The following is a 25,970-nucleotide window of genomic DNA, read 5'->3' as shown; positions in this document are numbered from 1 at the left end:
TAACAAAATCTGTTGCAGATGCCGTCTGCTGTTTTGCAAAATCGCCAAAAAATCAGTCGTTTTCACCCGGGGTTTTGTCAGCTATCCACACTTCACTTTTGCTGCTGCACTTTATTTTACCGCGATCCCCCCCGCCTTTTTTTGCTGTGGCTAAAGGCAAAAATCAGGCAAAGGCCGCTCAAACGCTGCCTTGCGCAGAGAAAACTGCTAAACTGCCGCTCTTTTATATTCAGCACCAAACGGAAATCACCATGCCCTGGATCCAACTGCGGGTAAATACCACTGAAAAACACGCCGAAACTGTCAGCGATATGCTGATGAGCTGGGGCGCTCAGGCCGTTAGTTTTGTCGATGCCAAAGACACCCCGATTTACGAGCCACTGCCTGGTGAAGTGATTTATTGGGCCAATACTGTGGTGGTGGGCCTGTTTGATGCCGAACACAAAATGGATAAAGTGATCAAACAGTTAGAGCAGGTCAGCCTGTTTAAAAACGGCGTGCAGTACAAACTTGAACAGCTCGAAGACAAAGACTGGGAACGCGAATGGATGGACAACTTCCACCCCATTCAATTTGGCAAACGCTTGTGGGTGTGTCCAAGCTGGCGTGATATCCCAGACCCGACAGCTGTGAACGTGATGCTAGACCCTGGCCTTGCTTTTGGTACCGGTACCCACCCCACCACCGCACTTTGTATGGAGTGGTTAGACGCACAGGATCTCACTGAAGCAACTGTGGTGGATTTTGGCTGTGGCTCCGGCATTCTGGGTATTGCCGCACTCAAACTTGGCGCCAAACGTGTGGTGGGTGTCGATATTGACCCGCAGGCCATTGAAGCCAGCGCCGCAAACGCCGCCCGTAATAATGTAGCCGGCCAGATTGAACTCTATTTACCCAAAGATCAGCCCAAACTTGAAGTGGATGTGGTGGTGGCCAACATTCTGGCAGGCCCTTTGGCTGAGCTGTCCGGCATTATCAGCGCTTATGTGAAGCCCGGTGGTTTATTGGCATTGTCCGGCATTCTGGAAAGCCAGGCGCAAAGTGTGATGGATGCTTATGCCGCAGAATTTGATTTTGACCCTGTGGCCGTCAAAGAAGAATGGGTGCGGTTAAGTGCACGTAAAAAGCTGGCTTAACAAAACACTTTAACCAGTTATCCGCTAAAAGGAGGTGTGACGCCTCCTTCTCTACTACACAACTGCGTCACTGTTCAGATTATTGGCGGCTATTATCAGAGTCCACGCCGCTGTTGTGTATGCTTCCAGTTGATTTATCAGACATCGCTCTTTAGCCACAACAACTCCACTTTGATACATCAGCGTCACTCTTACTGTGTCAGAGCAAGCCAGCACAGACTACACAACCAATCTTTAGCTTGAATTGCCGTTGTATCAGACAGTGTCAATTCCACTATTACCAAGCAGCAAGACAACGAAAACAACAACCAAAACAAAAGCGGTCGAGGTTGATTTGCGCCCAGCTGCGCATTTTTGCTTTTAAAACAATATTCAGCAACGCAATAATGTTATAATATAACATCTCTTTAATCAGGGAGATGAATTGTGTCCAAAGTTATTTTTCAGCCTGCAACCCTTGCCACTGTGATGCTGCTTGGCCTTTTCGGTTGTGACTCTTCAACCCACAGCAATGAAGGTAAAGTACAATCCGAACATCCAAAACATAAAATAGATAGTCAGGGGCTGTTGGTGCTTAGTAGCAGCGGCAACAACCTGGTTTATGTTTATGATATTAACCATAAAAAAATGCTGACTTCCTTTGACAGCAAAAAACCGGTGCACAGCATTTATGCCAGCCCGAACCAGCGTTATGCCCTGTTGCTACAGCGGAACGACCATCAGATCAGCTTTATCGACAGTGGTTTATATCAGGAAGATCACGGCGACCATCTGCACGATTATCAGCAAGCCCCGGCGTTAAGCAGCTTTGTGCTCAAAGGCGTAGCCCCCACCCACTATGAAGTGCATGGTAATCAGGCCGCCATCTTTTTTGATGGTGCCGCAGCCCCTATGCAAGCTGCCGGCGTCACTATTCTGACCGATGCTGACATTACAGCTGCTAAAACCAGTGCCAGTCTGACACTGCCACTGAATATGCATGGCACCGCTGAACCAAGGGGTTCGCATTTGTTAACCACTTACCGGCCAGCCGACGCAGCCAATACCTTACCGACCCAGGTGGAATGGTATCAGCAGGAAGGCAGCAGTTTTAAGCTCAAAGAACGGTTTAGCGAACAATGCCCCGGACTGCATGGCAGTTATTCGGTAAAAGACTACAGCCTGTTTGGTTGTATCGACGGAGTGCTGGTTGTGCAACAAAAAGCCGATGAACTCAGTGCGGTAAAACTGGCCAATCCTGCAGGCATGACAGGTCGCATCGGTACCCTGACCGGTCATAAAAATCTGACACAGGTGATTGGTTTTGCCGGACAGGACATGTATCTGATCGATCCGGTGAGCCTCACCATGCAAAAACTGGACTGGCGCCAGGGTGGCAGCCAAACCAGGGTCAGTTACGCCATGTCGTCCGACGGCGACTATTTTGTACAGCTCGACAACAGTGGTGCTATCACTATTCAGCAAGTAGCCACAGGTTATAGCGTCAAGGCCAAACTGGCATTGCTGGGTAATATCGACAGCAGCAACCCGCCGGTGATTGCCGTCAATGGGCAGAATGACGATATTTTTATTACTGATCCGGTCAATAAACAGCTGTTGCAGCTTGATTTAACCAGTCTGGCAGTCAGCAAACACCCGCTTGAGGTAACCCCGGCCAAAATGACCTGGCTTGGCATCCGTCACCCTGCCCCTTAACACCAGGTTGCCCTGCCCGACACAGCAGCAGGGCGCACCATTTTCATCACTCATGTTCCTGGGAGATGACTTGAGCACCTGCTTGCAGGTGCTCCTTTTTAACAAGCTGTGGCAGCCAAGCGCCGCACTGTGCAAATGCAAAGGTAAAATCACTGCTGCAAAAAACAACAGCAATACAATTATCTGATTTTATTAAGGCCAGTTTTGCTGTGTTCCTGATTTTGTTGAGTCTAATTTTCAGCCGTTTAGCGATTGTCAACCCGCCAAAGGCCAATAAATTTGCATTTTTGTTTAAATAATAGCCTTTGCTTTGTTGGCAAAAATCCGTAAACTTAGCGCCCCTTCGGGGTAGAGCCTAGGGATATAGCGGTGCGCATCGGTCCATACCAATTATCGAACAATGTTATTTGTGCTCCGATGGCCGGAGTCACGGATTACACTTTTCGTGAGCTTTGCCGTCGTTTTGGTGCAGGTTTAGCTGTATCAGAAATGATGTCGAGCAATCCTTTGGTGTGGCAAAGCGAAAAATCGCTAAATCGGATGACACATGGTGATGAGTCTGGCATTCGTTCAGTACAAATTGCCGGTAGTGATCCGGATCAGATGGCAGAAGCTGCAGTGTTTAATGTTGAGCACGGCGCCCAAATCATCGACATCAATATGGGATGTCCGGCGAAAAAAGTGAACAAAAAACTGGCGGGTTCGGCACTGTTACAGTACCCGGATCTGGTTGAAAAAATTGTTCAGGCCGTGGTCAAGGCTGTATCAGTTCCGGTCACGCTGAAAATCAGAACAGGCTGGGACACCGATAACCGCAATGGCGTGCATATCGCACGGATAGCGGAAGATAACGGCATTCAATGTCTGGCGGTTCATGGCCGAACCAAAGCCTGTATGTATAAAGGAGAAGCGGAGTACGACACCATCCGCGCTATTAAACAGGCAGTGTCGATCCCGGTGATCGCCAATGGTGACATCACCTCGCCGCAAAAAGCCAGGTTTGTGCTGGATTACACCGGTGCTGACGCCATCATGATTGGGCGGGCAGCACAGGGCCGGCCCTGGATTTTTCGGGAAGTGGTTCATTACCTGACCACAGGGGAATTGTTGGCAGCGCCCGACTTGCAGCAAGTCAGGGATATTATGCTGGAACACGTCAAAGGCTTACACCAGCTGTATGGTGAAGTGCTTGGCCCGCGTATCGCCCGCAAACATGTGGGGTGGTATCTGGCTGAACATGATGCCGAGGGCGCGTTTCGCAGTGAATTTAATGGCATCGAGCAGCAACAACCGCAGCTTGATGCTCTGTGGACCTATTTCGAACAACTAGCAGCAACTAACGTAAAGAGACCTGGTAATGTTTAATCAAAACGTGACTTCGCCATTTATCACCAACGCCCATGTACAGACTCAGGAAAAACCGCAGCCTTTAAGTAATGCGGTACAAAAAGCGGTGGCGAACTACCTGCAACAGTTAAACGGTCAGGACGTCAACGACCTGTACGAACTGGTGTTGTCGGAACTGGAAAAACCATTACTGGAAGAAGTAATGAAATATACCCGCGGTAATCAGACCCGCGCCGCCAATCTGATGGGCATCAACCGCGGCACGCTGCGCAAGAAGCTGAAACAATACGGCATGAGTTAATGCCCCCGCGGGAGGAGTCCCGCCAGAAAGCACCTTCGGGTGCTTTTTTGTTTCTGGCGCCCGGCAAATTGCTGCACCGGCCCCACAAACAAGGTTCTGACCTTATGGCTTGATTTTCCGGTTATGCTTGTTGCCAATAAAGCATTTCGAAAATCAGAAAAGTCAGAACAGCTCACAGAGCAGAATTTTTTATCCCTTGTTTAGCGAAGATACTAAAGAGAGAACCGATATGACCTCAGCTCGTCCAATCCGTCGTGCACTTCTGAGTGTTTCTGACAAAACTGGCATTGTTGAATTTGCCCGCGCTTTAGCGGCGCAAGGTGTGGAACTGTTATCTACCGGTGGTACTGCCAAATTACTGGCCGAACAAAACATTCCTGTAATTGAAGTCTCTGACTACACAGGTCATCCGGAAATTATGGATGGCCGTGTCAAAACCCTGCACCCTAAAGTGCATGGCGGTATCTTAGCGCGTCGCGGCCAGGACGAAGCTGTGATGGCGGCCAACAATATCAACGCCATTGATTTGGTGGTGGTAAATCTGTATCCATTTGCCAGCACTGTAGCCAAAGCAGGTTGCGCCCTGGAAGACGCGGTAGAAAATATCGACATCGGCGGCCCGACTATGGTGCGTGCCGCGGCCAAAAACCATGCTGATGTGACTATTGTGGTAAACGCAGCGGACTACGATAAAGTGCTCGCTGAAATGGCGGCCAATAATGGCGCCACCACTCACGCTACCCGTTTTAGCCTGGCGATTAGCGCTTTTGAACACACAGCGCAGTACGACGGTATGATTGCCAACTATTTTGGCGCCATGCTGCCGGCCTATGAAACGGTAGATGCTCAACCAAGCAAATTCCCTCGTACTTTTAACAGCCAGTTTGTCAAAAAGCAGGACTTACGTTATGGCGAAAACAGCCATCAGCAAGCGGCTTTTTATGTAGAGCACAATATTCTGGAAGCATCTGTTGCCAGCGCCACGCAGCTGCAAGGCAAAGAGCTGTCGTACAACAATATCGCGGACACAGACGCTGCCCTTGAGTGTGTCAAAGAATTCGCTGAACCTGCCTGTGTTATTGTTAAACACGCCAACCCTTGTGGTGTGGCTATTGGCGATAACATCCTGGCCGCTTACAACCGCGCTTACCAGACAGACCCAACCTCAGCCTTTGGCGGTATTATTGCCTTTAACCGTGAGTTAGATGCAGTGACCGCTGAAGCTATTGTCAGCCGTCAGTTTGTTGAAGTCATTATTGCGCCAACAGCAACCAGTGAAGCTGCTGAAGTCATTTCGAAAAAACCAAATGTGCGTTTATTGGTATGCGGTGAGTGGTCTGCTAAAACTACAGGTTTTGATATTAAACGGGTCAATGGTGGCGTGCTGGTACAAGACCGTGACCAGAAAATGGTGACTTTGGACGACTTAAAAGTCGTATCCAAGCGTCAGCCAACAGCCGATGAACTGCGTGATTTATTGTTCTGCTGGAAAGTAGCCAAGTACGTTAAATCCAACGCTATTGTGTATGCCAAAGATTCGATGACCATTGGTGTGGGCGCCGGCCAGATGAGCCGCGTGTACAGCGCGAAAATCGCCGGTATTAAAGCCGCCGACGAAAACCTGGAAGTGAAAGGTTCAGTGATGGCTTCTGATGCGTTTTTCCCGTTCCGCGACGGTATAGACGCAGCCGCTGCTGCCGGCATTAAAGCCGTGATTCAGCCTGGTGGTTCTATGCGCGACGCTGAAGTGATTGCCGCTGCTGACGAGCATGATATTGCCATGGTGTTTACCGGCGTACGTCATTTCCGTCATTAATCGCTGAATGACGACAAAACGGCAGCTCTGGCTGCCGTTTTTTTTGCCTTGTTCTGTGGTTACAATGCAAGGCTGGTGGCTGGCCAAAACGCTGTGATGCGCCCAGTTACAACCATAAACTCAGGAGCAAAAGATGTCACAATCAGGCTTAAAGCCAGAGTTTCCACTGCTACTGAGTTATCAGGGGCAACAGGAAGCTGAACTGATTATCAACCCGCAAATGCTGGAGCAGCTGCTGCAACAAGGCCACCATCTGTTACCTCATGCAGATCGTTTGATTGATTGTTTGGGCCAGGTGTACCGGCTGGATGCAGCGCATCAGCTTTATGCCAGTGCCGAGCGACTTGAGTTACCAGAGGTTATCAGTTTGATCCAACAACATTTTTTCGCGTTGGCGCAAAGTTGTGTGGTAAAAATACAGGCACCGGATATTCGCTCAGCCTTGCTGTTGCTGGCCCGGGAGCATTGACCTGAACAACACCGTCTTACCCTCTGATGGCAACAAACCAGGCCTGTTTGATAAGGGAACATCATGAAACAAAAGTTATGCTATCTGCTGATTGTACTTGGCCTTACAACTTTTTATCAGTTGCTGCTGATGTTCACTGTGGGTCATACAGTTGCAGCCAAAAGACCAGATTGGTGGCCCGTGGGTATTTTTGCCTCAACCGACGGTTTATTGGTCTGGATGCATCTGGCTCAGGGCTTTGGTGTGTTATTGGCAGCTCTGATGACTGCCTGGTTTATTCAGCGTTTTTTCCGGCCACATTGGCTCAGTTTAAGTTTTTGTGCAACCTTGCTGCCGCTGCTTTTTATGACCCCGCCCTTCTGGCAGCCAGACTATCTGCAGTCCGGTTTATGGTGGTCAGGTGTATTAGACACGGCAAAATTTGTGTTATTGCCACCTTTTTGCTGCTGGGTAATGGTCAAACGCCAGCAGCTTTATGGCAAAAATTAAACAGAAGGCTGTGACGCTCAGGCCACAGTGAGCTGTTTATTTGCAGGTTCAGGCAGTGCTTTAACACCAATCCGACTGATCTCAGCCCCCTGCAACTCAGCCACTGTCCAGAGCATACCAGACCAGTTCACAGTATCACCGACCACCAGCTTACCGCCGTGTTTGCGGGCGATAAATTCGTTGAGCAGCACACAGTCACCACACTCACTCAAATCCAGGCTGTAGAACATGGCTAAATCTTCCAGCCTGGCCGAACCATCCAGCATAAAGTCGCCAAAAAACTCAAAGTCAAAGTTGCGTTGTGGTGTTTCACTGAACATACGCCCAAGCACAGCTAAATCGGCATCATGCCCAATAATACAAAGCACATCACCGGCCATCAGTTTTGAGCTGCCCGACGGGTGCAACAGCACATTGTCACGAAACAACGCCACAATACGGGTGTTGTCCGGCATATTTAAACTGCGCAGCTCATGGCCGATACACCATTTTTCCGCATTCAGTTGATACACAAACAACTCCCACTGACTGGCCAGCTCAATTTCGATACCGGCACGGTAAATCGGTGTTGGCATAGCCGGTACCACCACTTTGGCTTTGCGCGCAGCAAAACCCAATGTTGTGCCCTGCAGCAATAACGACACTAACACAATAAAAAATGCCACATTAAAAAACAGCTGGGCGTTGGGCAAACCTGCCATCAGCGGAAATACCGCTAAGATCACCGGTACCGCCCCCCGCAAACCAACCCAGGAAATAAAACTACGTTCTTTAAAGCTAAAACCGCGAAACGGTAATAAACCGATAAACACCGAGAGTGGTCTGGCGAATAAAATCATCCAAAGCGACAACAGCAAAGCAGGCACTGCAATAGGCAATAACTCACTGGGTGTCAGCAATAAACCCAGTACCAGGAACATACCAATCTGACTAAGCCAGGCCAAACCGTCGAACATATGCAGAATTCCGTGCCTGTTGCGGATAGGTTTATTGCCAAGCACCAAACCACAGACATACACAGTAAGAATACCGCTGCCGCCAATGGCACCGGATAAGGCATACAAAATAATACCGCCGCTAACGGCTAAAAGCGGATATAACCCATCGGCTATATGCATGCGGTTAATCAGATTTAACAACAACCAGCCACCGGCCAGCCCCAATAAAATACCAAGGCCAAACTGCTGTACCAGACTCACCAGCACTGTCCATTCAAAGCTGGTTTGACCGCTGACCAGCATCGCAATCAGCGTCACAGTTAAAAACATCGCCATCGGGTCATTACTGCCCGATTCAATTTCAAGAGTTGCACCAACCCGTTCGTTTAGACCTTTGCCGTTTAACAGGTTAAATACCACGGCAGCGTCGGTAGAACCGACGATGGCTCCAATCAGCAGTCCCTCGAGCAGTTCTAAATTAAATAACCAGGCCGCGGCAATACCTGTTAATCCTGCGGTGAGCACCACCCCAACGGTTGCCAGCGACAAAGATGGCCAAAGCGCCACCCGGAAACTGCGCGCATTGGTCCGCATACCACCGTCAAGCAAAATCACCGCCAACGCCAGGTTACTCACCAGATAGGCCAGGCTGTAATCATCAAATTTAATGCCGCCAGGGCCGTCGACACCGGCTATCATGCCCACCGATAAAAAAATCACCAGAATAGGCACGCCAATTTTGCTGGCCACCGAACTCACCATAATACTGGCCGCGACCAGAATTGCGCCAATCAGCAACATCTGATTGATGGTAACTGCATCCAATACAAACCTCCGGCCACAAACAGGGTGAATCTAGCTTTAGCACTAAAATAATAACGAATAACGTCAAATTCAATTAAAAACCATTAAATAGCAAATAAAATTAATATTTACATTTAAAAACAACACTTTAGAAAATGCAAGATATGAAAGAATTAATAAAAACATCATACAAAAATCAACTTAATCTAAAGTGAATCTGGCTTTACAGTGCTTATTTGCACCAATTTCCAATATTCCTCAATTAACTGTTTCGATTGCAGAAAATTGCCAAAGAACAGTCAGCTGTGACCACTGCTGTACCGCAGTAATTGTCTGCATTTGCCGCTGATGACTACAACACAAAAAACAGCAAACGAAACTCAGGAACCAGACACTGAACAGACAAAATTCAGCTGTACTTTTACATCTGAGCCGATATAATACGCGCCGCTCTTTTGACTGTTCTTTATACAATAAGGTAATCCTATGCACCCGATGTTAAACATCGCTGTTCGTGCTGCGCGTAGCGCAGGCAATATTATCGCCCGGGCCTGTGGTCAACTGGACATGGTTCAGACCACCCAAAAAGGTACCAATGACTTTGTCACCAACGTAGATAAAGAAGCCGAACAGGCCATAGTGCAGATTTTGCGTAAATCCTACCCTGACCACGATATCATCGCGGAAGAAGGTGGTGAATACAGCAACAACAATAGTGATTACCAATGGATCATCGACCCGCTCGATGGTACCGCCAACTTTATCAAAGGCATCCCACATTTTGCTGTTTCCATTGCTTTGCGTTACCGCGGCAAACTGGAACAGGCCGTTATTTTCGACCCGTTGCGCGGTGAAGTATTTACCGCCAGCCGTGGTGCCGGTGCTCAGCTCAATGGTCGTCGGATCCGTGTCAGCAATGCCACTGATTTAGGCGGCACTATTCTGGCCACTGGTTTTCCGTTTAAACATAAACATCATTTAGACGCTTATACCGAAACCTTTAAAACCTTTTTTACCACAGCAGCAGACGTACGTCGTACCGGCTCAGCCGCTCTGGATTTAGCTTATGTGGCTGCGGGTCGTTTAGACGGTTTCTGGGAAATTGGGTTAAAACCATGGGACACAGCTGCAGGCGAATTACTGGTGCGTGAAGCCGGTGGTCTGGTCAGCGATTTTGTTGGTGGCAATAACCAGATGAAAAGCGGCAACATTGTTGCAGGTAACCCCAAGGTACTGGCCGCTATGCTCAAAGGCATGCGCCCGCATCTGACTGATTCTTTAATGAAATAACAGTCTGTTTTTAAAACAAAAGCCCCGCTGTTGCGGGGCTTTTTGTTGCAGCTCTTTGCTGGTTGCAAGTTTTAACTGATCTGGATCTTGCGGCTTTGCTGCTCGGGCTCAGCTTTTTTCGGTGCTTTAATCGACAAAATACCGTCGGTAAAACTGGCGCTGATATCTGACTCATGCACCGTATTGCCCACAGTAAAACTGCGCTGAATACGGCCATAACGGCGCTCCTGCCGGATAATTTTGCCATCTTTTTCTTCTTTATCTTCCTGCTTTACTTCTGCTTCTAGCGTCAGCACGCCCTGCTGCAGGCTGATATGAATATCTTCTTTTTTTACACCCGGCAGCTCAGCGCTGATCAGGTAATGGTCTTTGTTGTCCTTAATATCTACCTTGGGCGCAAAGAACTGATTTTGCTCAGATTTCCAGGCCGTTGGCGCGAAAAAGTTATCAAACAGCGAATCAAGATCGTGAAAATTACGCGGGATCAGGCTCATAAGTTGCTCCTTTTTCAACTGAATTTCAGCATGGTGACTTACAACAAAAAAAGTGTAGCCAAGCGAAAAACCGCAGCTTTAATGCAGATCAAATTTTTGGTTGTTTTTTAGTCAGATGTTTAAGCAGGATGCAGAGCAGTTCACAGCGGCGGGTCATAAAGTTGCCGGCAGCAAAGTGCCGGCAACCGCTTTTATCAGAACACAAAATCCAGGGCGACACTAAACAGCCTGGCGTCATTGTGATAACTAAAGTCGTACCAGGGCAGACGGTCGCCATTGTCCTGGAAGTCGTCGTACTGCACTTTTAAACTGGCATTGGGGTGGAAGTTATATTTAAGCCCGACTGTAACCATCCGATGCTCCTCCGCCTCTCCTGTACCAAAGCCCTGATAATCCTCAGTGATTTTTAACAGCGCCTGTGACATGCCAATATAAGGTTGCCACACATCATGGTTGTAAATGGCCGTCAGCAGGTAAGTTGGAAAACGCGAGCCATAACCGTCGTCATACATCACGTAGTTATAATCAAACAACAGCGTGACATGAGTAAAGTTAAAGGAACCGCTGGCGCCAAAAAAGTCGAGGTCAAACTCAGTTAACGGCGATGCTCCTGAACGGATTGGCGTGCCATCCGGATTTGTGCGCCTTTCCACAACCTGATCAGTAACACCGTCACCATCAAGATCAAGTTCGTCAAAGAACATCACGTCGGCGAAGGTTTCGTAAAAGGTACGGAAATAGGATAAACGCAAATCGATCCAGTCATTACTGGCTGCCAGATTGGCGCCCATAATTTTACTCCAGGTCACATCAGCGGTACCGGCAATATAGGTGCCTTCAGGCGGAAAATAATAACCGCCCCTGTTGCGCCAGAAATCATGGGATTTGATGTTTTTCTGGGTTTCATGGCCAACAAAACCGCTCAGGCTGAAATTCCAGTCTTGTACCATAAAGTCTTTCACCAGCGTGGCACCGTTAAACTGGGTAATTTCCCACCAGTATAAATTGGCTGGTGGACGCACCCAGGGGTAAGCAAAGCCCACTTCCATATACTCGGAAAAATAATACATCGGTAAATTACGCCGGCCGAGCATCAGGTATAAATCATCGGAAAAACGGTAGGTCGCATAAAGCCAGTCGATGTCCGGTGAAAAATCATCAGCCCCTTTAGCCACCAGTTGGGCGGTAAAAGTCAGATTTTCCATCACATCCATGCGCGCTTGCAGCGCTATCATCGACTCAGGTTCCATCGACCATTCGTTCTGGTAAAAGGCATAATCATAAAAATCCACCGGGAATTCGACTTCACCTGTTGGATCCGGGTCGCCTCCTATGGTTTTGCCAACAACCAGCGAGCCATAACCGCTCCACTGAATATCAGCAACTGCAGCTCCCGTGGTGCAAAGCAGCACCAGCACAGCACCAAGCCATGTTTTCATAACAGTTCCTCGCTAAGTAAGTAGCAACTAATAGGTAGCAACAACTTTGACTGCAGCAGTAACTTTGCTGGCGTCGACAAAACCTATAGTGGCGGGATTATCAGACACCAGCTGAATCATTTCGTCGCTGCTGACTTCACGGGGTGGCGTACCTTTGCCGGTAAAGGTCAGTTTTGACCAATAGGCTTTGAGCTGAGCATCGGTTTTACTCAGCACTTTAGTGTTAAATTCAGATCTGCTGGCTTCGGATTCAACCACCACCAGCGGAATAGCTTGTTTACCGTCGCTAAAACTACGTTGTTTGCCAAGAAACAGCGCTTTGATATCCGAGTCTGTCACTGTCGCGGCGTTACTGGGGTGAACGATCAGAGCTATATCTGCCAGCGCATGGGCAGAAATAAAAGGAAACAACAACATAAAACATAAGGCTTTTTTCTGCATATGAACCTCTGAACCTGGATTAAAACATCCTTCGAGAGTGATTCATTCCTTTGATAAAGCCAAGTCTAGCCGCTATCGGCTGAATTACCAGAATACTGCCGCTCCGCCCGGTGTTACCGAACGACCAGTGTAGAAAAATGATGGCCAACAAAACACAAGCCAGGTCTGAGCCCAACCTGTGCCTTGTCAGAGATAGCAAAAACGCAAGGTCAGCAGGCCGCTGACCAGGGGGCATTAATTGGCGGGTTTTTCCAGTGTTAAACCCTGAGCCACCCAGGCACTGTATCCGCCGGCCAGGCTCAGCACATGCTGATATCCCATTTGCAGCAGTGCATCTGCGGCCAAAGCAGAGCGGTAACCGCCACCACAATACAGCACCATGGTTTGCTGTTTGTCCTGCACTACCTGCTCGATATCACGTTCGATAATACCTTTGCCAAGATGCATGGCCTGTGGCAAATGCCCGGCCTGCCACTCGCGGTCTTCGCGCACATCGATCAGCACACAGGGCTTCTGGTGTTGCAAAAATTCTTCAATGGTAATTTCCTGAACACGGCTTTTGGCGGCGTTCACCAACGCCAGAAAACCAGGACTATGTTGTTTGCTCATCGCATATTCCTTTTAGCATAAAAAAAGCCAGTCAAATGACTGGCTTATTTTGTTATAACGCAGAGGTGCCTTCACCTTCTTTTTCAATCACTGTCGGCAGCAAGTCTTCACGGCTTGCGCCTAAAATTACAGCAACTGCGCTGGCGATATAAACTGACGAGTAGGTACCAATGGCAATACCAAACAGCAAAGCCGTGGCAAAACCGTGGATCATGGCGCCCCCCATAAAAAACAGCACAATCAGCGTTAATGCCGTGGTGAAAGAGGTCATGGTGGTACGGCTTAAAGTGGACGTAATAGCTTCGTTCACTGTTTCTTCTACAGTGGCATCGCGTAATTTTCGAAACATTTCGCGAATTCGGTCAAACACAACGATGGTATCGTTAATGGAATAACCAATCAGCGCCAGAATCGCCGCCAGTACCGTCAGGTCGAATTCCAGCTGGAATACGGAAAACAGGCCCAGGGTAATGATCACGTCATGCAGTAAAGACGCAACAGCACCCACTGAATAACGCCATTCAAAACGCGCCGCTACATAAATCAGAATGCCCACCAGCGCGGCCAGAATAGCCAGAAAACCGTCCTCTTTCAGTTCGTCACCGACTGAAGAGCCAACGATATCCACTTTACGCACTGTCACCGGTGTTTCAGCAACTGTATTAATAGCGGTCAGAATTTGCTCACCAATGGCCTTTTGCTCCACGCCTTCACGCGGTGCAATGCGGATCATCACTTCCTGACTGGTACCAAAATACTGCACCTGGGCATCAGCAAAACCACTGGTGCCAAGCGCGGTACGCACTTTATTTAAATCGGCGGCCTGATCAAACTTTACTTCAATCACAGTACCACCGGTAAAGTCCAACCCCAGGTTTAAGCCTTGGGTGAACAAGCTCACTAAAGAGCCAAGCACCAGAAAGGTTGAAAACACTAACGCAGGCCACTTTAACTTCATAAAGTTCAGCGCGGTTTTAAAATTAAATAGTCTCATCGCTGACTCCTTAAACCGGCAGACTGGTGCCGCGACGCTGGCCCCAGATCATATTGACAATTAACCGGCTCACCACTACAGCAGTGAAAATTGAGGTGATAATACCCAGTGCCAGAGTTACGGCAAAACCTTTCACCGGACCAGTACCAATACCAAACAGGATCAAGGCCACCAGTAAAGTGGTGATGTTGGAGTCGGCAATAGTGGCAAAAGCACGGTTATAACCTTCATGAATGGCATGTGCTGCTGAACGGCCTTCGGCTAACTCTTCGCGGATCCGCTCAAAAATAAGTACGTTGGCGTCAACAGCCATACCAACGGTGAGTACAATACCGGCCATACCAGGCAAGGTTAAAGTGGCGCCCGGGATCATCGACATTACACCGATCAGCAACACTAAGTTGGCGGTTAACGCAATATTGGCAACCAGACCAAACCACTTGTAATAAATTACCATAAAGAACAACACAGACAGCATGCCCCAAATAATGGCATTCATACCTAAGTCAATGTTTTCCTGACCTAAGCTTGGACCTACGGTGCGTTCTTCCACAATCAGAATAGGGGCAATCAAAGCACCGGCGCGCAATAACACCGCCAGGTTTTGAGCTTCACCCGGTGCATCCAAACCAGTAATACGGAAACTGCGGCCGAGGCGCGCCTGAATAGTGGCCACACTCACCACTTCTTCTTTTTTCTCCATAATGGTTTTGCCGTTGGAATCTTTTTTATCTGTTGGTTTGTACTCGATAAAAACAGTGGCCATCGCCTTGCCAATGGCATCTTTGGTCAGATTAGAGAAAGTCGAACCACCTTTGGCATCCAGGTCGATATTCACCTGAGGCCGGCCATTTTCGTCAAAACTAGTGTTGGCACCCACGATATGGTTACCGGTCAGCATGATGCGTTTTTGCAGCACCACAGGGTTGCCATTTCGGTCATTAAATAACTGTGAGCTAGGCGGTACCCGACCTGCCAGTGCACTTTGCACATCGGCAGTTTCATCGACCAGACGGAATTCCAGTGTGGCTGTTGCCCCTAAAATTTCTTTGGCGCGTGCAGTGTCCTGAATACCAGGCAACTGTACCACAATACGTTCAGCGCCCTGACGCTGCACCAAAGGCTCAGCAACACCAATTGCATTGACCCTGTTGCGGATAATAGTGATGTTCTGTGCAACTGCGTCTTCGCGTAAGGCTTTGAGACGTGCTTCGCTGAATGTCACCACCAGACTGTTGTCATCTGCTTCGGTGTATACCATGTCAGCATCTTTTTTCGACAACACAGCTTTGGCTGCCGCCACATCTTCAGCAGTTCTGAACGCCAGCACCACCCGCTGATTCAGCAGATCAGGGGTCACTGAACGGTAACGCACTTTGGCTTCACGCAAGTCGGTGCGGTAAATCTGCACTAAATCGTTGACGTTTTTATCCATCGCCGTTTTCATATCCACTTCCATCAGAAAGTGCACACCACCGCGTAAGTCCAGACCCAGTTTCATCGGGGCTGCCCCTATGGCATCCAGCCAGGCTGGTGTGGCCGGCGCCATATTCAGTGCGCTCACCACTTCGTCACCCAATGCAGCCGCAACAACTTCACGGGCTTTCAGCTGGTCTTCGGTATTGTTAAAACGGGCTAAAATCTGGCCTTTATTTAACACCACACTTTTAAAACTGATGTTTTCTTTTGTCAGCGCCTGTTCAAGCACAGCCACTTTTTCTGCGCTCACTTCGGCGCCGCGGGTACCGCTGATTTGTAACGACGGATCATTCGGGTAAATATTCGGAAGTGCGTAGATCAAAGCGACCGCCAGCACAACCACAACCGTCAGATACCGCCAGATAGAATTCTGGTTTAACACGGGTAATTCCTTGTGAAAAAAGAGCAGCTGTTACAGCGACTTCAGCGTGCCTTTTGGCAACACCGCAGAAATAGCGCCTTTTTGTACAGTCACTTCAGTGGTGTCGTTCAGGGCGATAATGACAAAATCTTTGTCGTCAGCAATTTTGCTGATGCGGCCCACTAAACCACCACCGGTCAGCACTTCGTCCCCTTTGGCCAGCGCAGCCATCAGGTTTTTGTGCTCTTTTAAACGCTTGGCTTGCGGACGGTAAATCAGGAAATAAAAAATTAAACCAAATGCCACCAGCATAATGATCATGTCTAAACCGCCACCTGGCTGGCCTGCCGGTGCAGTTTGGGCGTAAGCGTTAGAAATAAATAAACTCATGGTTGTCCCCTTAATTTAAAAAACTCAGATTTTTATGCTTGTACTGTTGCTGGCAAAGGTGGCAGCACATCAAGTGCCGGTACATCCTGCCCGCGCTTTTGGTAAAAGTCGGCCACAAAGGCATCCAGCTTACCTGCAGCTATTGCATCCCGTAAACCTTGCATCAGAATTTGGTAATGCCGCAGGTTGTGGATGGTATTGAGCCGTGCACCGAGGATTTCGTTGCAACGATCCAGATGATGTAAATATGACCGAGTGTAATTTTTACAAGTGTAACAGTCACATTCTGCGTCCAGTGGCGTTACATCGTCTTTGTATTTGGCGTTGCGGATTTTCACTACACCAGTTTGCACAAACAAATGACCGTTGCGGGCATTACGGGTTGGCATCACACAGTCAAACATATCAATACCACGGCGCACACCTTCGACTAAGTCTTCAGGTTTACCCACGCCCATCAGGTAACGCGGTTTATGCGCCGGCATTTGGTCTGTGGTGTGATTGAGAATTTTGATCATTTCATGTTTAGGTTCACCCACCGACAAACCGCCAATGGCATAACCGTCAAAACCAATCTCTTCCAGTCCCTGCAACGACACATCACGCAGATTCGGATACATACCACCCTGAATAATGCCAAAGAGTGCTGAGGGATTGTCACCATGGGCTTCTTTGGAACGTTTGGCCCAGCGCAGGCTCATTTCCATCGACTTTTTCGCTTGTTTTTCAGTGGCTGGATAAGGCGTACACTCGTCAAAAATCATGACTATGTCAGAGCCAAGGGCAGCCTGCACTTCCATGGATTTTTCCGGTGTTAAAAAGATTTTTTCACCGTTGAGCGGAGAGCGGAAAGTCACGCCCTCTTCTTTAATTTTGCGCAGTTCACCCAGGCTAAACACCTGAAAACCACCGGAGTCGGTCAGAATAGGTTTTTGCCACTGCATAAAATCATGCAGGTCACCGTGTTTTTTAATAATTTCAGTGCCAGGGCGCAGCATCAGGTGGAAAGTATTGCCCAAACAAATTTGCGCGCCTGTTGCTTCGAGCTCTTCCGGCGTCATGCCCTTCACAGTGCCGTAAGTTCCCACCGGCATAAAGGCCGGGGTTTCCACAACGCCGCGGTCAAATACCATACGGCCACGACGGGCTTTGCCGTCGGTGGTTAATAATTCAAATTTCACAATAACCTCGTTTGGCCGGAAAAACAGTCCAGCGCTTGTCAAAAAACCGCCCGATTGTAGCAGAAAGAAATGCCGAACCCTACCCTTGTCACGGCCTTTTGCGCCGCAGCAAAAGCAGAGTCAGCAGCAGGATTCAGAGAATGAGCATGGCATCGCCATAAGAATAAAAACGATACTGCTCTTTAATCGCTGTTTGATAGGCATTCATCACAAATTCGCGGGAGCTGAACGCAGATACCAGCATAATGAGCGTAGATTCTGGCAAGTGGAAATTGGTGATCAAGCCATCCACCACGGCAAACTGATAACCAGGGTAAATAAAGATCCGGGTATCACCACTGTAGGCTTCCAGCTCTTTGCCGTTATTTTTGGCAATTTGTGCCGCCGACTCCAGCGACCGCACTGAAGTAGTGCCAACAGCAATCACTTTATTGCCCCGCGCTTTACAGGCTTTCACTGCAGCAACCACCTCGTCCGGTACTTCGATATATTCAGCATGCATCTGATGTTCAAGCACATTGTCCACCCGCACCGGCTGAAAGGTGCCAGCGCCAACGTGCAGCGTGACAAAAGCAAACTCAACACCTTTAGCCTTGAGTGCAGCTAACAACGGCTCATCAAAATGCAGCCCTGCAGTGGGTGCAGCAACAGCTCCCGGCTTTTGGTTATACACCGTCTGATAACGCTCACGGTCGGCGGCGCTGTCCGGTCTGTCGATATAAGGTGGCAGTGGCATATGGCCCAGCCGCTCCAGCATGGCAAGTACAGGCTCACTGCCTGTGACTCTGAGCTCAAACAACTCGCCCTGACGCTGCAGCATTTCCACTTCGGCATCATTTTCCAGCAGCAACATAGTGCCGGGTTTTGGCGCTTTACTGGCACGGACATGGGCTAAAAAACGCTGTTCGTCCAGCAGTCGCTCTACCAGCACTTCCACTTTACCGCCTGAAGCTTTCTGGCCAAACAGCCGCGCCGGGATCACTCTGGTGTTGTTAAACACCAGCAAATCACCAGGCGCAATGGCATCAAGGATATCGCTGAATTTATGGTGGGATAATTCTCCGCTCTGTCTGTTTAAACGCAGCAGCCGGCTGGCCGAACGTTCAGGTTGCGGGAAACGGGCGATTAGCTGCTCGGGCAGCTCAAAACTAAAATCTGTTCTTAACATGGGGTTAGTCCGCTTTACTGACAAACTAAAAAAAGGGGCGCCATTGTACTGAGCTTTGCCGCTGAACTCAAACCAGCAGTACCACAACAAGCTGTTGCAAAATCAGGTGCAACATCAAGATAAATAGCTAAATGATTAATTTTTGTTATTTTTATTTTTCGCACAGATAAAGCCTGACTATAATTGCGGCAGTGAAAAATCCGGCAGGACGCCGAAATAAGGAGCATAAATGGAACTTTGGTTTACGCTGTGGTTATTTGGCTGCAGTTTGTTAATTTTAAGCTGGTATTGCCATCAGCTGGCACTGGAAAAAGGTTACCCGCCCTGGCTCTTTGCCTTACTTGGCCTGGTCCCGCTGCTGAACTTTTTTTCATTGTTATTGTTGTATTTGCTGCCTGACAAAAACGCCCATCTGCATCAGGTGTACTTTAGTAAACACCGGCAACGCCCCTGAAGCTCTGCCCTTTTAAGCAAAAACCAGCATCATTGTGCTGGTTTTTGTTGTTATAGACAGAGTTTCAGTCGCCTGATTTAACGCACAGCACATTTTTTTTGCAGTACTTCTGCAATAAGCTCCGCCATCATGCGGTAACTGCGTGCCTTGGTGGACGTTGGCCGCCAGGCCACGCCAATATCACGGTAAGCGCCAGCTGTTGCCGGGCTTTGACTGACCAGTTCGGTACCGTCCAGCAAACCGCTGTTAATGGCCATTTGTGGCATAAAGGTCACGCCCAGTTTGTTGTTTACCATCTGGGTTAAGGTATGCAGGCTGGTGGCAAAAAATGGATTCACTTTGCGTGAGTCTTCCAGCTCACAGGCTTTCACCGCATGATTGGTCAGGCAATGTTCCCGTTCCAGTAAAAAAATACTTTCATCCGGCCATTGGCTGATATCGTTCTGAAAACCTCTGTCCAGCCAGTCTTTGTGCAGCACCAGCTTAAATGCATCCTGTGCCAGCACTTCGGTGTGCAAGGCGCCGGTTTCATAAGGCAACGCCAACAGCACCATATCCAGCCGGCCTTCAGCCAGAGCATGCAGCGAATTATCTGAGGTGTCTTCACGCAGTAGCAGCTGTAATTCCGGATAACGCTCACGGCACAAGGCCATCACTTCACTTAATACAAAAGGCGCAATGGTTGGGATACAACCCAAACGGAACGGGCCTGTCATCGGCTTGCCCTGGTGACGGGCAAAATCAGTCAGCTCTTCACACTGCTCAATGATATAACGCGCCTGGCGCACCACATCTTCACCCAAAGGGGTAAAAATAAAGGTTTTATGGTCGCGCTCCAGCAACTGCGCATTCATGGTCTCTTCCAGATTGGCAATGGCCGCACTTAAGGTAGATTGCCCGATATAACAGGCGTCGGCAGCACGACCAAAATGCTGATGTTCATGTAAAGCCAGCAGGTATTGCAGTTGTTTAATACTGGGTAATCGTTTCATCATTAAATCCGTTAAAAAGAAAGATTTTTACCTGTAATTACGATGAATTGATGCTAGTGGATAAGCGCAGTGGCAGCAAGTGAAAGTTCAGGTTTTGCTAAATCAGGTGCAACTAAAGCTCTTAAACTTCGCAGCTAAGGTTCTGGTCAATAAAAAACCCGCCGAAGCGGGTTTTTTATTGTTTTTTTCAAAAGCTTAGAGCGAAGCCATAATACCTTTGATAATAAAGAAAAATACGATGGACAGGAAAGCACCAACTGGCAAAGTGACGACCCATGAAATAAAGATGTTACGGATCACACCTAAATTTAATGCAGCAATACCACGGGCTAAACCTACACCTAATACAGCACCCACCAGGGTCTGAGTGGTTGAAATAGGCAAACCTAAACCAGACGAAATCACCACAGTACTTGCCGCAGCAATTTCTGCAGCAAAACCACGGCTTGGCGTTAAGTGGGTAATATTTTCACCAATGGTCTGAATCACTTTGGCTCCCAGAGTCGCCAGACCAATCACAATACCCACAGCACCTAAAGGTAAAATCCACCAATCCAGTGCCACTTTATCCAGGATTTGACCGCCAGACTGGATAATACCCACCACAGCAGCCAGAGGACCGATAGCGTTGGCAACGTCGTTTGAGCCATGCGCAAAAGCCATACAACAAGCGGTGAAAATCATCAGAATACCGAAGATTTTTTCCACGTTGGTAAAGTGCATTTCTTTATCAGCATCCGGGTCAATCTTAAGCCGGCTAATGGCAATTTTACCAATCACAGCCACAGTCACAGCTATGGCCAAACATAACCAGATCCCCTCAGCAGTGCTGAATTTAAGACCCACGTGTTTCAGACCTTTTGAAACTGTCACATAAGCCATAATAAAAGCGGCAAAAAACATGTAAAAAGGCACATATTTTTTGGCGTTGGCCAATGGGTTTTCAGTATCAAAAATCAGCTTCTGCGCGCTCATAAAAATTAAATAAGCGAGAATACCTGACAGCACTGGGGTCACCACCCAGCTGCCAACGATACCGCCGACTTCATCCCAGTGCACGTATTCCATGCCTACACCCACTGAGGCAAAACCAATAATGGCGCCAACAATAGAATGTGTGGTCGAAACCGGCCAGCCAAAATAAGAAGCAACTAATAACCAGGTGCCGGCAGCCAATAACGAAGCTATCATGCCGTACACCAGAAGTTCAGGCACAGGCGCAAAAGCAGCTGCGTCGACAATACCACTGCGGATGGTGGATGTTACTTCCCCACCAGCCAACCAGGCACCTGCTGCTTCAAATACTGCAGCAACAATTAATGCTTGTTTTAAGGTTAAGGCTTTAGAACCTACTGAAGTGCCCATAGCGTTGGCAACATCATTTGCACCCACACCATAAGCCATAAAAAAGCCGAACAAAGCGGCGGCAACCAGCAAATAAAAGCCGTATTGAGACAATAATTCCATGATTTGACTACCCTGAGAATTAACGAGCTAACATGATTTCAAGACGCGAACCCACGCGCAGTGCAGTGTCGGCTAAGTCGCCTACCCACTCCAGCGTGCGGTACAGGAACATCACATCAACCGGGTTTAACTCAGTTTCTGCTTTGCGGACAAACTTGCGCAGGCTCACCTGCATTTGATCGGTGTCGTGTTCAATTTCGTCGATTTTTTCGACCATTTTGATCACTAAGTCCACTTCACGGCCACGGAAACCTGTTTCCAGCAACTCGTCTAACTCATTGATAGCATCACAAGCCAGCGCCACAGCATCAACACAACGTTGCAGATAAGCATGGAATTCAGCCTGGATTGGTGCCGGAATTTCCAGCTCACGGCCTAACACCCGGCCAGTGATGTCTTTGGCTTTGTTAGCAATTTTGTCTTGTTGCGACACCAGCTCCAGAATATCGGTGCGATCCACAGGTAAAAACAAACCACGGGGTAAGTGAATCCGGATATCCCGTTTTAATTTGTCGGCGTCTTTTTCCAGCGCCACTATCGTCTTCCTGACTTCCGCTGCTTTATCCCAGTCTTTGTTATATACAGCAGCGAAAAATGGTAATAACTGCTCGCTGGCTGTTAATACTTTGCGAATATGCTCCTCGATCGGTTTGATCGGTGATTTAGCAAAAACAGCTAAAAATGCACTTGGCATAAGTGTGCCTCTTGGTTTTTTAAATGGACGAAAGTCGGCGCGCATTGTACTGCATCAGGTGCTGAATAAAAACGAATTCTGCACTGAAAATACAAAAGCCAGCCTGAATTTTAGTCAGAACTGGCTGCATTGCCGGTTATTTTTCTGATTGAGCTACAAGGCTCTTTCTTTTTGTTTTCTAAACGCTTGAATGACGGGCAAAGCAAGCGATCAGCTGCGGGCATTTTGCTCCAGGCTGTCTTCGTCGCTGTGCCGCACATCTTTGCCTTTGACAAAAGAAATCACGTATTCAGCCACGTTTTTACAGCGGTCACCAATACGCTCCAGCGCTCGGGCCGACCAGAGCACGTTCATAATTTTTGGAATAGAGCGCGGGTCTTCCATCATATAAGTCATCAGCTGCCGGGTGATAGCTTCATATTCGCGGTCGACTTTTTTATCTTCTTTATACACAGCCAACGCAGCTTCCACGTCCATCCGGGCAAAAGCATCCAGCACGTCGTGTAACATCTGGGCAACATGACGGCCCATATTTTCCAGATTGACCAGCAAATCCTGCTGCGCACTGGAAAATGACTCCAGCGCCACTTTGGCAATACGCTCAGCTTCATCACCAATGCGCTCTAAGTCAGAAATGGCTTTGATAATCGCCATAATGAGCCGCAAATCACTGGCAGCCGGCTGGCGCTTAGCAATAATACGGGTACATTCACCGTCAATGCGGATTTCCCACTCATTGACTTTTAAATCTGTGGCAATCACCTGTTGCGCCAGCTCAGCGTTGTTTTGCGCAATAGCGGTTAACGCATCCGACAGTTGCTGTTCAATCAAACCACCCATCGCCATCACATGGTTGCGGATTTGTTCAATTTCTTCGTTAAACTGGCTGGAAATGTGTTTTGTCAGATTCAGCTTATCCATCATCAATTCCTCTATTAAAGCCCTAAACGCTTAACCAAAACGACCTGTGATGTAATCTTCAGTCTGCTGTTGCGATGGATTGGTAAACATCTTGTTGGTGGCGTCAAACTCAATTAAATCGCCCATATACATAAAGGCAGTATAGTCAGACACACGGGCTGCCTGCTGCATGTTGTGGGTGACTATCACTATGGTGTACTTGTCTTTGAGCTCATAAATCAGCTCTTCAATTTTTAACGTTGAAATCGGGTCCAGTGCAGAAGCCGGCTCGTCGAGCAATAACACTTCAGGCTCGATGGCAATAGCACGGGCAATCACCAGACGCTGCTGCTGACCACCGGACAAACCAAAGGCGTTGTCATGCAGACGGTCTTTCACTTCGTTCCAGAGTGCGGCGCCTTTTAAAGAAGTTTCTACCACTTCATCCAGCACACGGCGGTCTTTCACCCCTTGCAAACGCAGGCCATAAGCCACGTTTTCATAAATGGTTTTTGGGAATGGGTTTGGTTTTTGAAACACCATACCCACCTGGCGGCGCAGCTCAGCCACATCCACTTTTTTGTCATAAATATTCTGGCCATCCATCAGAATTTTGCCTTCGATGCGGCAAATATCCACCAGGTCATTCATCCGGTTAAAGCAGCGCAGCAAAGTTGATTTACCACAACCTGAAGGGCCGATAAAAGCAGTGACGCGCTTCTCCGGAATGCGCAGGTTGATGTTTTTCAGCGCCAGTGAATCACCGTAGTACAAGCGTAAATCGTTGACTTCTAATTTAATTTTTTCATTAGCCAGGTTCAGTTCGGCGTCATTTAATATCATTTGTTGTTGGGTCATGATTCTTCTCTCATTACTGCAAAATTTGTTCTGGCAGGCAGCAGGCCTGCCTTTTGCCGGCAAAACCAGCGTTTTGCCCTTGTTCTGTGTTTTGTTTAGTCTGATTCACTGCGGTATTTTTCCCGCAGCCTGTTGCGCAACTGAATGGCAGCCAGGTTCAGCACCATAATCAGGATCACCAACACCAATGCTGTGGCATAAAGCAGCGGCCGTGACGCTTCAACGTTCGGACTCTGGAAACCCACATCATAAACATGAAAACCTAAGTGCATGATTTTTTGGTCTAAATGCACAAAGGGGAAATTGCCGTCCACAGGTAAAGTCGGCGCCAGTTTCACCACCCCCACCAGCATCAGCGGTGCCACTTCACCGGCAGCGCGGGCAATGGCCAGGATCAACCCTGTCATCATGGCGGGTGTTGCCAGCGGAACCACCACTTTCCATAAGGTTTCAGATTTGGTGGCGCCCAAAGCCAGGCTGCCCATGCGGATAGTGCTTGGAATACGAGACAAACCTTCTTCGGTGGACACAATAACCACCGGCAAAGTTAATAACGCCAGTGTCAGTGATGCCCAGAATAAACCCGGAGTACCAAAGGTTGGTGCAGGTAAAGATTCCGGATAAAACAGCGCATCAATACTGCCGCCCATAATGTAGACAAAAAAGCCCAGACCAAAAACGCCGTATACGATTGAAGGAACACCGGCCAGGTTGTACACCGAAATCCGGATTACCCGCAGTAGCGGACCATCTTTGGCATATTCGCGCAGATAAATTGCCGCCAGCACGCCAAAAGGCGTGACGATAATCGACATCAGAATCACCATGGTGACGGTGCCGAAAATTGCCGGGAAAATACCGCCTTCAGTGTTGGCTTCCCGTGGCTCATCACTAAGGAAATTCCAGATGGCAGCAACATAATGCAGCAATTTGTCTGTCGTGCTCATGGCATTGGGGAAATGCGCATGCACTATATTACCAAGGCTAATTTCCAGCTCTTTGCCTTCGGCACTGCGCACCAGTAATACATCACGTTTGGTGGCGGCATACAGCTGCTCTAACTGTTGTTGCAGGGCAGCGTATTCAGTATCCAGAGCCGCTTTTTCCACAGCAGCTTCGGCCTTGTGTGCCTGCATTGTAGCGTCATCAGCTGCTGCCAGCTGCAGCTTTTTTTCAGCCAGTCGTAACGCTTCCAGCTTTTTGTTGATACGGCCGATATCACCTTTTTCAATCAAGGCAATTTGCTGGTAAATTTCATTGGCACGGGCAATACGCTGCTGCAATTCAGGCCACAGTTTGTCGCCTTCGGCCACAACCTGCCCCTCCTGTAACAACCGCAGCGGGAAACCATAGAAGTTACCCCACTCGCGCCGCTCAATGACGATGGCATCTTGTGGCTGTGACCAGTCAGATAATTGCGGCTCAAGATACCAGCTGAAGTCACGGCCGTATAAATCACGGTTGCCCATTTTTAACAAATGGCGCTGATAAAACTCTGCTTGTTGTTCGAGTTTAATGCCCGAATCTTTCAGCACAGTGGCACTGACTTCTTCAGTTCTGACCAGCTCAGCCAGCAATACCTGGGTACTGCCATCTGCTTTGGTCAGTTTGACCTGCTGTAAATCGGCTGGCCAAAAATGACTGGCGCCCTGCACAGTGATCAGGCCCAACACACCAAGCACCATCACCAGACTCAGGGCAATAGCACCGGCATTTAACCAAATCCACGGCGTTCCTGTTCTAAACCACGCTTTCATCACTATG

25 protein-coding genes are annotated in these 25,970 nt (G+C 48.5%); 9 read left to right on the top strand and 16 right to left on the bottom strand.

Translation table 11 applies throughout. From position 1 onward, the window contains the following. Positions 1 to 251 precede the first annotated feature (251 nt). From prmA to N3Z11_RS03780, 7 genes are all read left to right on the top strand, one after another. Positions 252 to 1,136: a 50S ribosomal protein L11 methyltransferase gene (gene prmA, locus N3Z11_RS03810; protein WP_260655809.1), complete on the top strand. Its 885-nt coding sequence runs from the start codon at positions 252 to 254 to the stop codon at positions 1,134 to 1,136. 426 nt (positions 1,137 to 1,562) lie between these two features. Next, positions 1,563 to 2,831: a hypothetical protein gene (locus tag N3Z11_RS03805; protein ID WP_260655808.1), complete on the top strand. Its 1,269-nt coding sequence runs from the start codon at positions 1,563 to 1,565 to the stop codon at positions 2,829 to 2,831. Between the two features lie 369 nt (positions 2,832 to 3,200). Then, positions 3,201 to 4,196 (top strand): tRNA dihydrouridine synthase DusB, encoded by a 996-nt coding sequence (dusB, locus tag N3Z11_RS03800; RefSeq protein ID WP_260655807.1) that lies wholly within the window; start codon positions 3,201 to 3,203, stop codon positions 4,194 to 4,196. After that, positions 4,189 to 4,479 (top strand): DNA-binding transcriptional regulator Fis, encoded by a 291-nt coding sequence (gene fis, locus N3Z11_RS03795; RefSeq protein WP_008897208.1) that lies wholly within the window; start codon positions 4,189 to 4,191, stop codon positions 4,477 to 4,479. Before dusB ends, fis begins: the two co-directional genes overlap by 8 nt. Positions 4,480 to 4,708: 229 nt before the next feature. Next, positions 4,709 to 6,295: a bifunctional phosphoribosylaminoimidazolecarboxamide formyltransferase/IMP cyclohydrolase gene (purH, locus tag N3Z11_RS03790; RefSeq protein ID WP_260655806.1), complete on the top strand. Its 1,587-nt coding sequence runs from the start codon at positions 4,709 to 4,711 to the stop codon at positions 6,293 to 6,295. A 133-nt stretch (positions 6,296 to 6,428) separates the two neighbouring features. After that, positions 6,429 to 6,764: a DUF4144 domain-containing protein gene (locus N3Z11_RS03785; RefSeq protein WP_260655805.1), complete on the top strand. Its 336-nt coding sequence runs from the start codon at positions 6,429 to 6,431 to the stop codon at positions 6,762 to 6,764. 63 nt (positions 6,765 to 6,827) lie between these two features. Then, complete coding sequence (locus N3Z11_RS03780; RefSeq protein WP_260655804.1) at positions 6,828 to 7,253, top strand: hypothetical protein; 426 nt, start codon at positions 6,828 to 6,830, stop codon at positions 7,251 to 7,253. A 17-nt stretch (positions 7,254 to 7,270) separates the two neighbouring features. Here N3Z11_RS03780 and N3Z11_RS03775 read toward each other — a convergent pair whose 3' ends face one another. Continuing rightward, on the bottom strand, positions 7,271 to 9,016 hold the full coding sequence (locus N3Z11_RS03775; protein ID WP_260655803.1) for a potassium/proton antiporter: 1,746 nt from the start codon (positions 9,014 to 9,016) through the stop codon (positions 7,271 to 7,273). A gap of 465 nt (positions 9,017 to 9,481) precedes the next feature. On the opposite strand from N3Z11_RS03775, the gene suhB reads away from it, so the two are divergent. Beyond that, positions 9,482 to 10,285 (top strand): inositol-1-monophosphatase, encoded by an 804-nt coding sequence (gene suhB / locus N3Z11_RS03770; protein WP_260655802.1) that lies wholly within the window; start codon positions 9,482 to 9,484, stop codon positions 10,283 to 10,285. Between the two features lie 71 nt (positions 10,286 to 10,356). On the opposite strand, the gene N3Z11_RS03765 is transcribed toward suhB, so the two are convergent. From N3Z11_RS03765 to queA, 9 genes are all read right to left on the bottom strand, one after another. Then, complete coding sequence (locus N3Z11_RS03765; protein ID WP_260655801.1) at positions 10,357 to 10,779, bottom strand: Hsp20/alpha crystallin family protein; 423 nt, start codon at positions 10,777 to 10,779, stop codon at positions 10,357 to 10,359. A gap of 194 nt (positions 10,780 to 10,973) precedes the next feature. Next, on the bottom strand, positions 10,974 to 12,218 hold the full coding sequence (locus N3Z11_RS03760; protein WP_260655800.1) for a hypothetical protein: 1,245 nt from the start codon (positions 12,216 to 12,218) through the stop codon (positions 10,974 to 10,976). A 27-nt stretch (positions 12,219 to 12,245) separates the two neighbouring features. Further along, complete coding sequence (locus N3Z11_RS03755; protein WP_260655799.1) at positions 12,246 to 12,659, bottom strand: phosphate ABC transporter substrate-binding protein; 414 nt, start codon at positions 12,657 to 12,659, stop codon at positions 12,246 to 12,248. Between the two features lie 234 nt (positions 12,660 to 12,893). Further along, on the bottom strand, positions 12,894 to 13,268 hold the full coding sequence (locus tag N3Z11_RS03750; protein WP_260655798.1) for a rhodanese-like domain-containing protein: 375 nt from the start codon (positions 13,266 to 13,268) through the stop codon (positions 12,894 to 12,896). Positions 13,269 to 13,320: 52 nt separating this feature from the next. Continuing rightward, on the bottom strand, positions 13,321 to 14,262 hold the full coding sequence (gene secF / locus N3Z11_RS03745; protein ID WP_260655797.1) for a protein translocase subunit SecF: 942 nt from the start codon (positions 14,260 to 14,262) through the stop codon (positions 13,321 to 13,323). A gap of 10 nt (positions 14,263 to 14,272) precedes the next feature. Beyond that, positions 14,273 to 16,123 carry a protein translocase subunit SecD gene (gene secD, locus N3Z11_RS03740; RefSeq protein WP_260655796.1) on the bottom strand — a complete coding sequence of 617 codons (1,851 nt, stop codon included), beginning with the start codon at positions 16,121 to 16,123 and terminating at the stop codon, positions 14,273 to 14,275. Positions 16,124 to 16,153: 30 nt separating this feature from the next. Then, entirely contained in the window at positions 16,154 to 16,492 is a 339-nt protein-coding gene (gene yajC / locus N3Z11_RS03735; RefSeq protein WP_260655795.1) for a preprotein translocase subunit YajC, read from the bottom strand. Between the two features lie 32 nt (positions 16,493 to 16,524). Beyond that, positions 16,525 to 17,673: a tRNA guanosine(34) transglycosylase Tgt gene (gene tgt, locus N3Z11_RS03730; RefSeq protein ID WP_260655794.1), complete on the bottom strand. Its 1,149-nt coding sequence runs from the start codon at positions 17,671 to 17,673 to the stop codon at positions 16,525 to 16,527. 133 nt (positions 17,674 to 17,806) lie between these two features. Beyond that, on the bottom strand, positions 17,807 to 18,841 hold the full coding sequence (gene queA, locus N3Z11_RS03725) for a tRNA preQ1(34) S-adenosylmethionine ribosyltransferase-isomerase QueA (RefSeq protein ID WP_260655793.1): 1,035 nt from the start codon (positions 18,839 to 18,841) through the stop codon (positions 17,807 to 17,809). 229 nt (positions 18,842 to 19,070) lie between these two features. Here queA and N3Z11_RS03720 point away from each other — a divergent pair, with 229 nt between their 5' ends. Beyond that, positions 19,071 to 19,295, top strand: coding sequence for a hypothetical protein (locus N3Z11_RS03720; protein WP_260655792.1), 225 nt, complete (start codon positions 19,071 to 19,073; stop codon positions 19,293 to 19,295). 77 nt (positions 19,296 to 19,372) lie between these two features. Here the strand turns inward: N3Z11_RS03720 and N3Z11_RS03715 are convergent, their stop codons facing one another. From N3Z11_RS03715 to pstA, 6 genes are all read right to left on the bottom strand, one after another. Next, positions 19,373 to 20,287, bottom strand: a complete 915-nt coding sequence (locus N3Z11_RS03715; RefSeq protein WP_260655791.1) for a hydrogen peroxide-inducible genes activator — start codon at positions 20,285 to 20,287, stop codon at positions 19,373 to 19,375. Positions 20,288 to 20,482: 195 nt separating this feature from the next. After that, on the bottom strand, positions 20,483 to 21,754 hold the full coding sequence (locus N3Z11_RS03710; RefSeq protein ID WP_260655790.1) for an inorganic phosphate transporter: 1,272 nt from the start codon (positions 21,752 to 21,754) through the stop codon (positions 20,483 to 20,485). 19 nt (positions 21,755 to 21,773) lie between these two features. Next, positions 21,774 to 22,448, bottom strand: a complete 675-nt coding sequence (locus N3Z11_RS03705; RefSeq protein ID WP_260655789.1) for a TIGR00153 family protein — start codon at positions 22,446 to 22,448, stop codon at positions 21,774 to 21,776. A 210-nt stretch (positions 22,449 to 22,658) separates the two neighbouring features. After that, the gene (gene phoU / locus N3Z11_RS03700; RefSeq protein ID WP_260655788.1) at positions 22,659 to 23,369 is read right to left on the bottom strand and encodes a phosphate signaling complex protein PhoU; all 711 of its coding nucleotides are present in this window, start codon (positions 23,367 to 23,369) and stop codon (positions 22,659 to 22,661) included. A gap of 30 nt (positions 23,370 to 23,399) precedes the next feature. Next, positions 23,400 to 24,206, bottom strand: a complete 807-nt coding sequence (gene pstB / locus N3Z11_RS03695) for a phosphate ABC transporter ATP-binding protein PstB (RefSeq protein WP_409566849.1) — start codon at positions 24,204 to 24,206, stop codon at positions 23,400 to 23,402. Positions 24,207 to 24,301: 95 nt separating this feature from the next. Next, positions 24,302 to 25,963, bottom strand: coding sequence for a phosphate ABC transporter permease PstA (gene pstA, locus N3Z11_RS03690; RefSeq protein ID WP_260655787.1), 1,662 nt, complete (start codon positions 25,961 to 25,963; stop codon positions 24,302 to 24,304). Positions 25,964 to 25,970 lie beyond the last annotated feature (7 nt).

The sequence above is a fragment of the Rheinheimera sp. 4Y26 genome (assembly GCF_025245835.1).
In the GTDB taxonomy this organism is placed as follows: Bacteria; Pseudomonadota; Gammaproteobacteria; order Enterobacterales; family Alteromonadaceae; genus Pararheinheimera.
The sequence above is the reverse complement of the archived record's forward strand: the minus strand, read 5'-3'. Positions and strand labels throughout refer to the sequence as shown.

What these genes read in the sequence shown, in the direction of transcription:
- N3Z11_RS03785 (WP_260655805.1), top strand. Translation starts at nt 6,429, where the DNA reads ATGTCACAATCAGGCTTAAAGCCAGAGTTTCCACTGCTACTGAGTTAT.
- pstA (WP_260655787.1), bottom strand. Translation starts at nt 25,963, where the DNA reads ATGAAAGCGTGGTTTAGAACAGGAACGCCGTGGATTTGGTTAAATGCC.
- N3Z11_RS03710 (WP_260655790.1), bottom strand. Translation starts at nt 21,754, where the DNA reads ATGGAATTATTGTCTCAATACGGCTTTTATTTGCTGGTTGCCGCCGCT.
- N3Z11_RS03720 (WP_260655792.1), top strand. Translation starts at nt 19,071, where the DNA reads ATGGAACTTTGGTTTACGCTGTGGTTATTTGGCTGCAGTTTGTTAATT.
- N3Z11_RS03760 (WP_260655800.1), bottom strand. Translation starts at nt 12,218, where the DNA reads ATGAAAACATGGCTTGGTGCTGTGCTGGTGCTGCTTTGCACCACGGGA.
- pstB (WP_409566849.1), bottom strand. Translation starts at nt 24,206, where the DNA reads ATGACCCAACAACAAATGATATTAAATGACGCCGAACTGAACCTGGCT.
- suhB (WP_260655802.1), top strand. Translation starts at nt 9,482, where the DNA reads ATGCACCCGATGTTAAACATCGCTGTTCGTGCTGCGCGTAGCGCAGGC.
- fis (WP_008897208.1), top strand. Translation starts at nt 4,189, where the DNA reads ATGTTTAATCAAAACGTGACTTCGCCATTTATCACCAACGCCCATGTA.
- N3Z11_RS03750 (WP_260655798.1), bottom strand. Translation starts at nt 13,268, where the DNA reads ATGAGCAAACAACATAGTCCTGGTTTTCTGGCGTTGGTGAACGCCGCC.
- yajC (WP_260655795.1), bottom strand. Translation starts at nt 16,492, where the DNA reads ATGAGTTTATTTATTTCTAACGCTTACGCCCAAACTGCACCGGCAGGC.
- purH (WP_260655806.1), top strand. Translation starts at nt 4,709, where the DNA reads ATGACCTCAGCTCGTCCAATCCGTCGTGCACTTCTGAGTGTTTCTGAC.
- N3Z11_RS03715 (WP_260655791.1), bottom strand. Translation starts at nt 20,287, where the DNA reads ATGAAACGATTACCCAGTATTAAACAACTGCAATACCTGCTGGCTTTA.
- prmA (WP_260655809.1), top strand. Translation starts at nt 252, where the DNA reads ATGCCCTGGATCCAACTGCGGGTAAATACCACTGAAAAACACGCCGAA.
- N3Z11_RS03765 (WP_260655801.1), bottom strand. Translation starts at nt 10,779, where the DNA reads ATGAGCCTGATCCCGCGTAATTTTCACGATCTTGATTCGCTGTTTGAT.
- phoU (WP_260655788.1), bottom strand. Translation starts at nt 23,369, where the DNA reads ATGGATAAGCTGAATCTGACAAAACACATTTCCAGCCAGTTTAACGAA.
- queA (WP_260655793.1), bottom strand. Translation starts at nt 18,841, where the DNA reads ATGTTAAGAACAGATTTTAGTTTTGAGCTGCCCGAGCAGCTAATCGCC.
- secF (WP_260655797.1), bottom strand. Translation starts at nt 14,262, where the DNA reads ATGAGACTATTTAATTTTAAAACCGCGCTGAACTTTATGAAGTTAAAG.
- N3Z11_RS03705 (WP_260655789.1), bottom strand. Translation starts at nt 22,448, where the DNA reads ATGCCAAGTGCATTTTTAGCTGTTTTTGCTAAATCACCGATCAAACCG.
- N3Z11_RS03780 (WP_260655804.1), top strand. Translation starts at nt 6,828, where the DNA reads ATGAAACAAAAGTTATGCTATCTGCTGATTGTACTTGGCCTTACAACT.
- N3Z11_RS03755 (WP_260655799.1), bottom strand. Translation starts at nt 12,659, where the DNA reads ATGCAGAAAAAAGCCTTATGTTTTATGTTGTTGTTTCCTTTTATTTCT.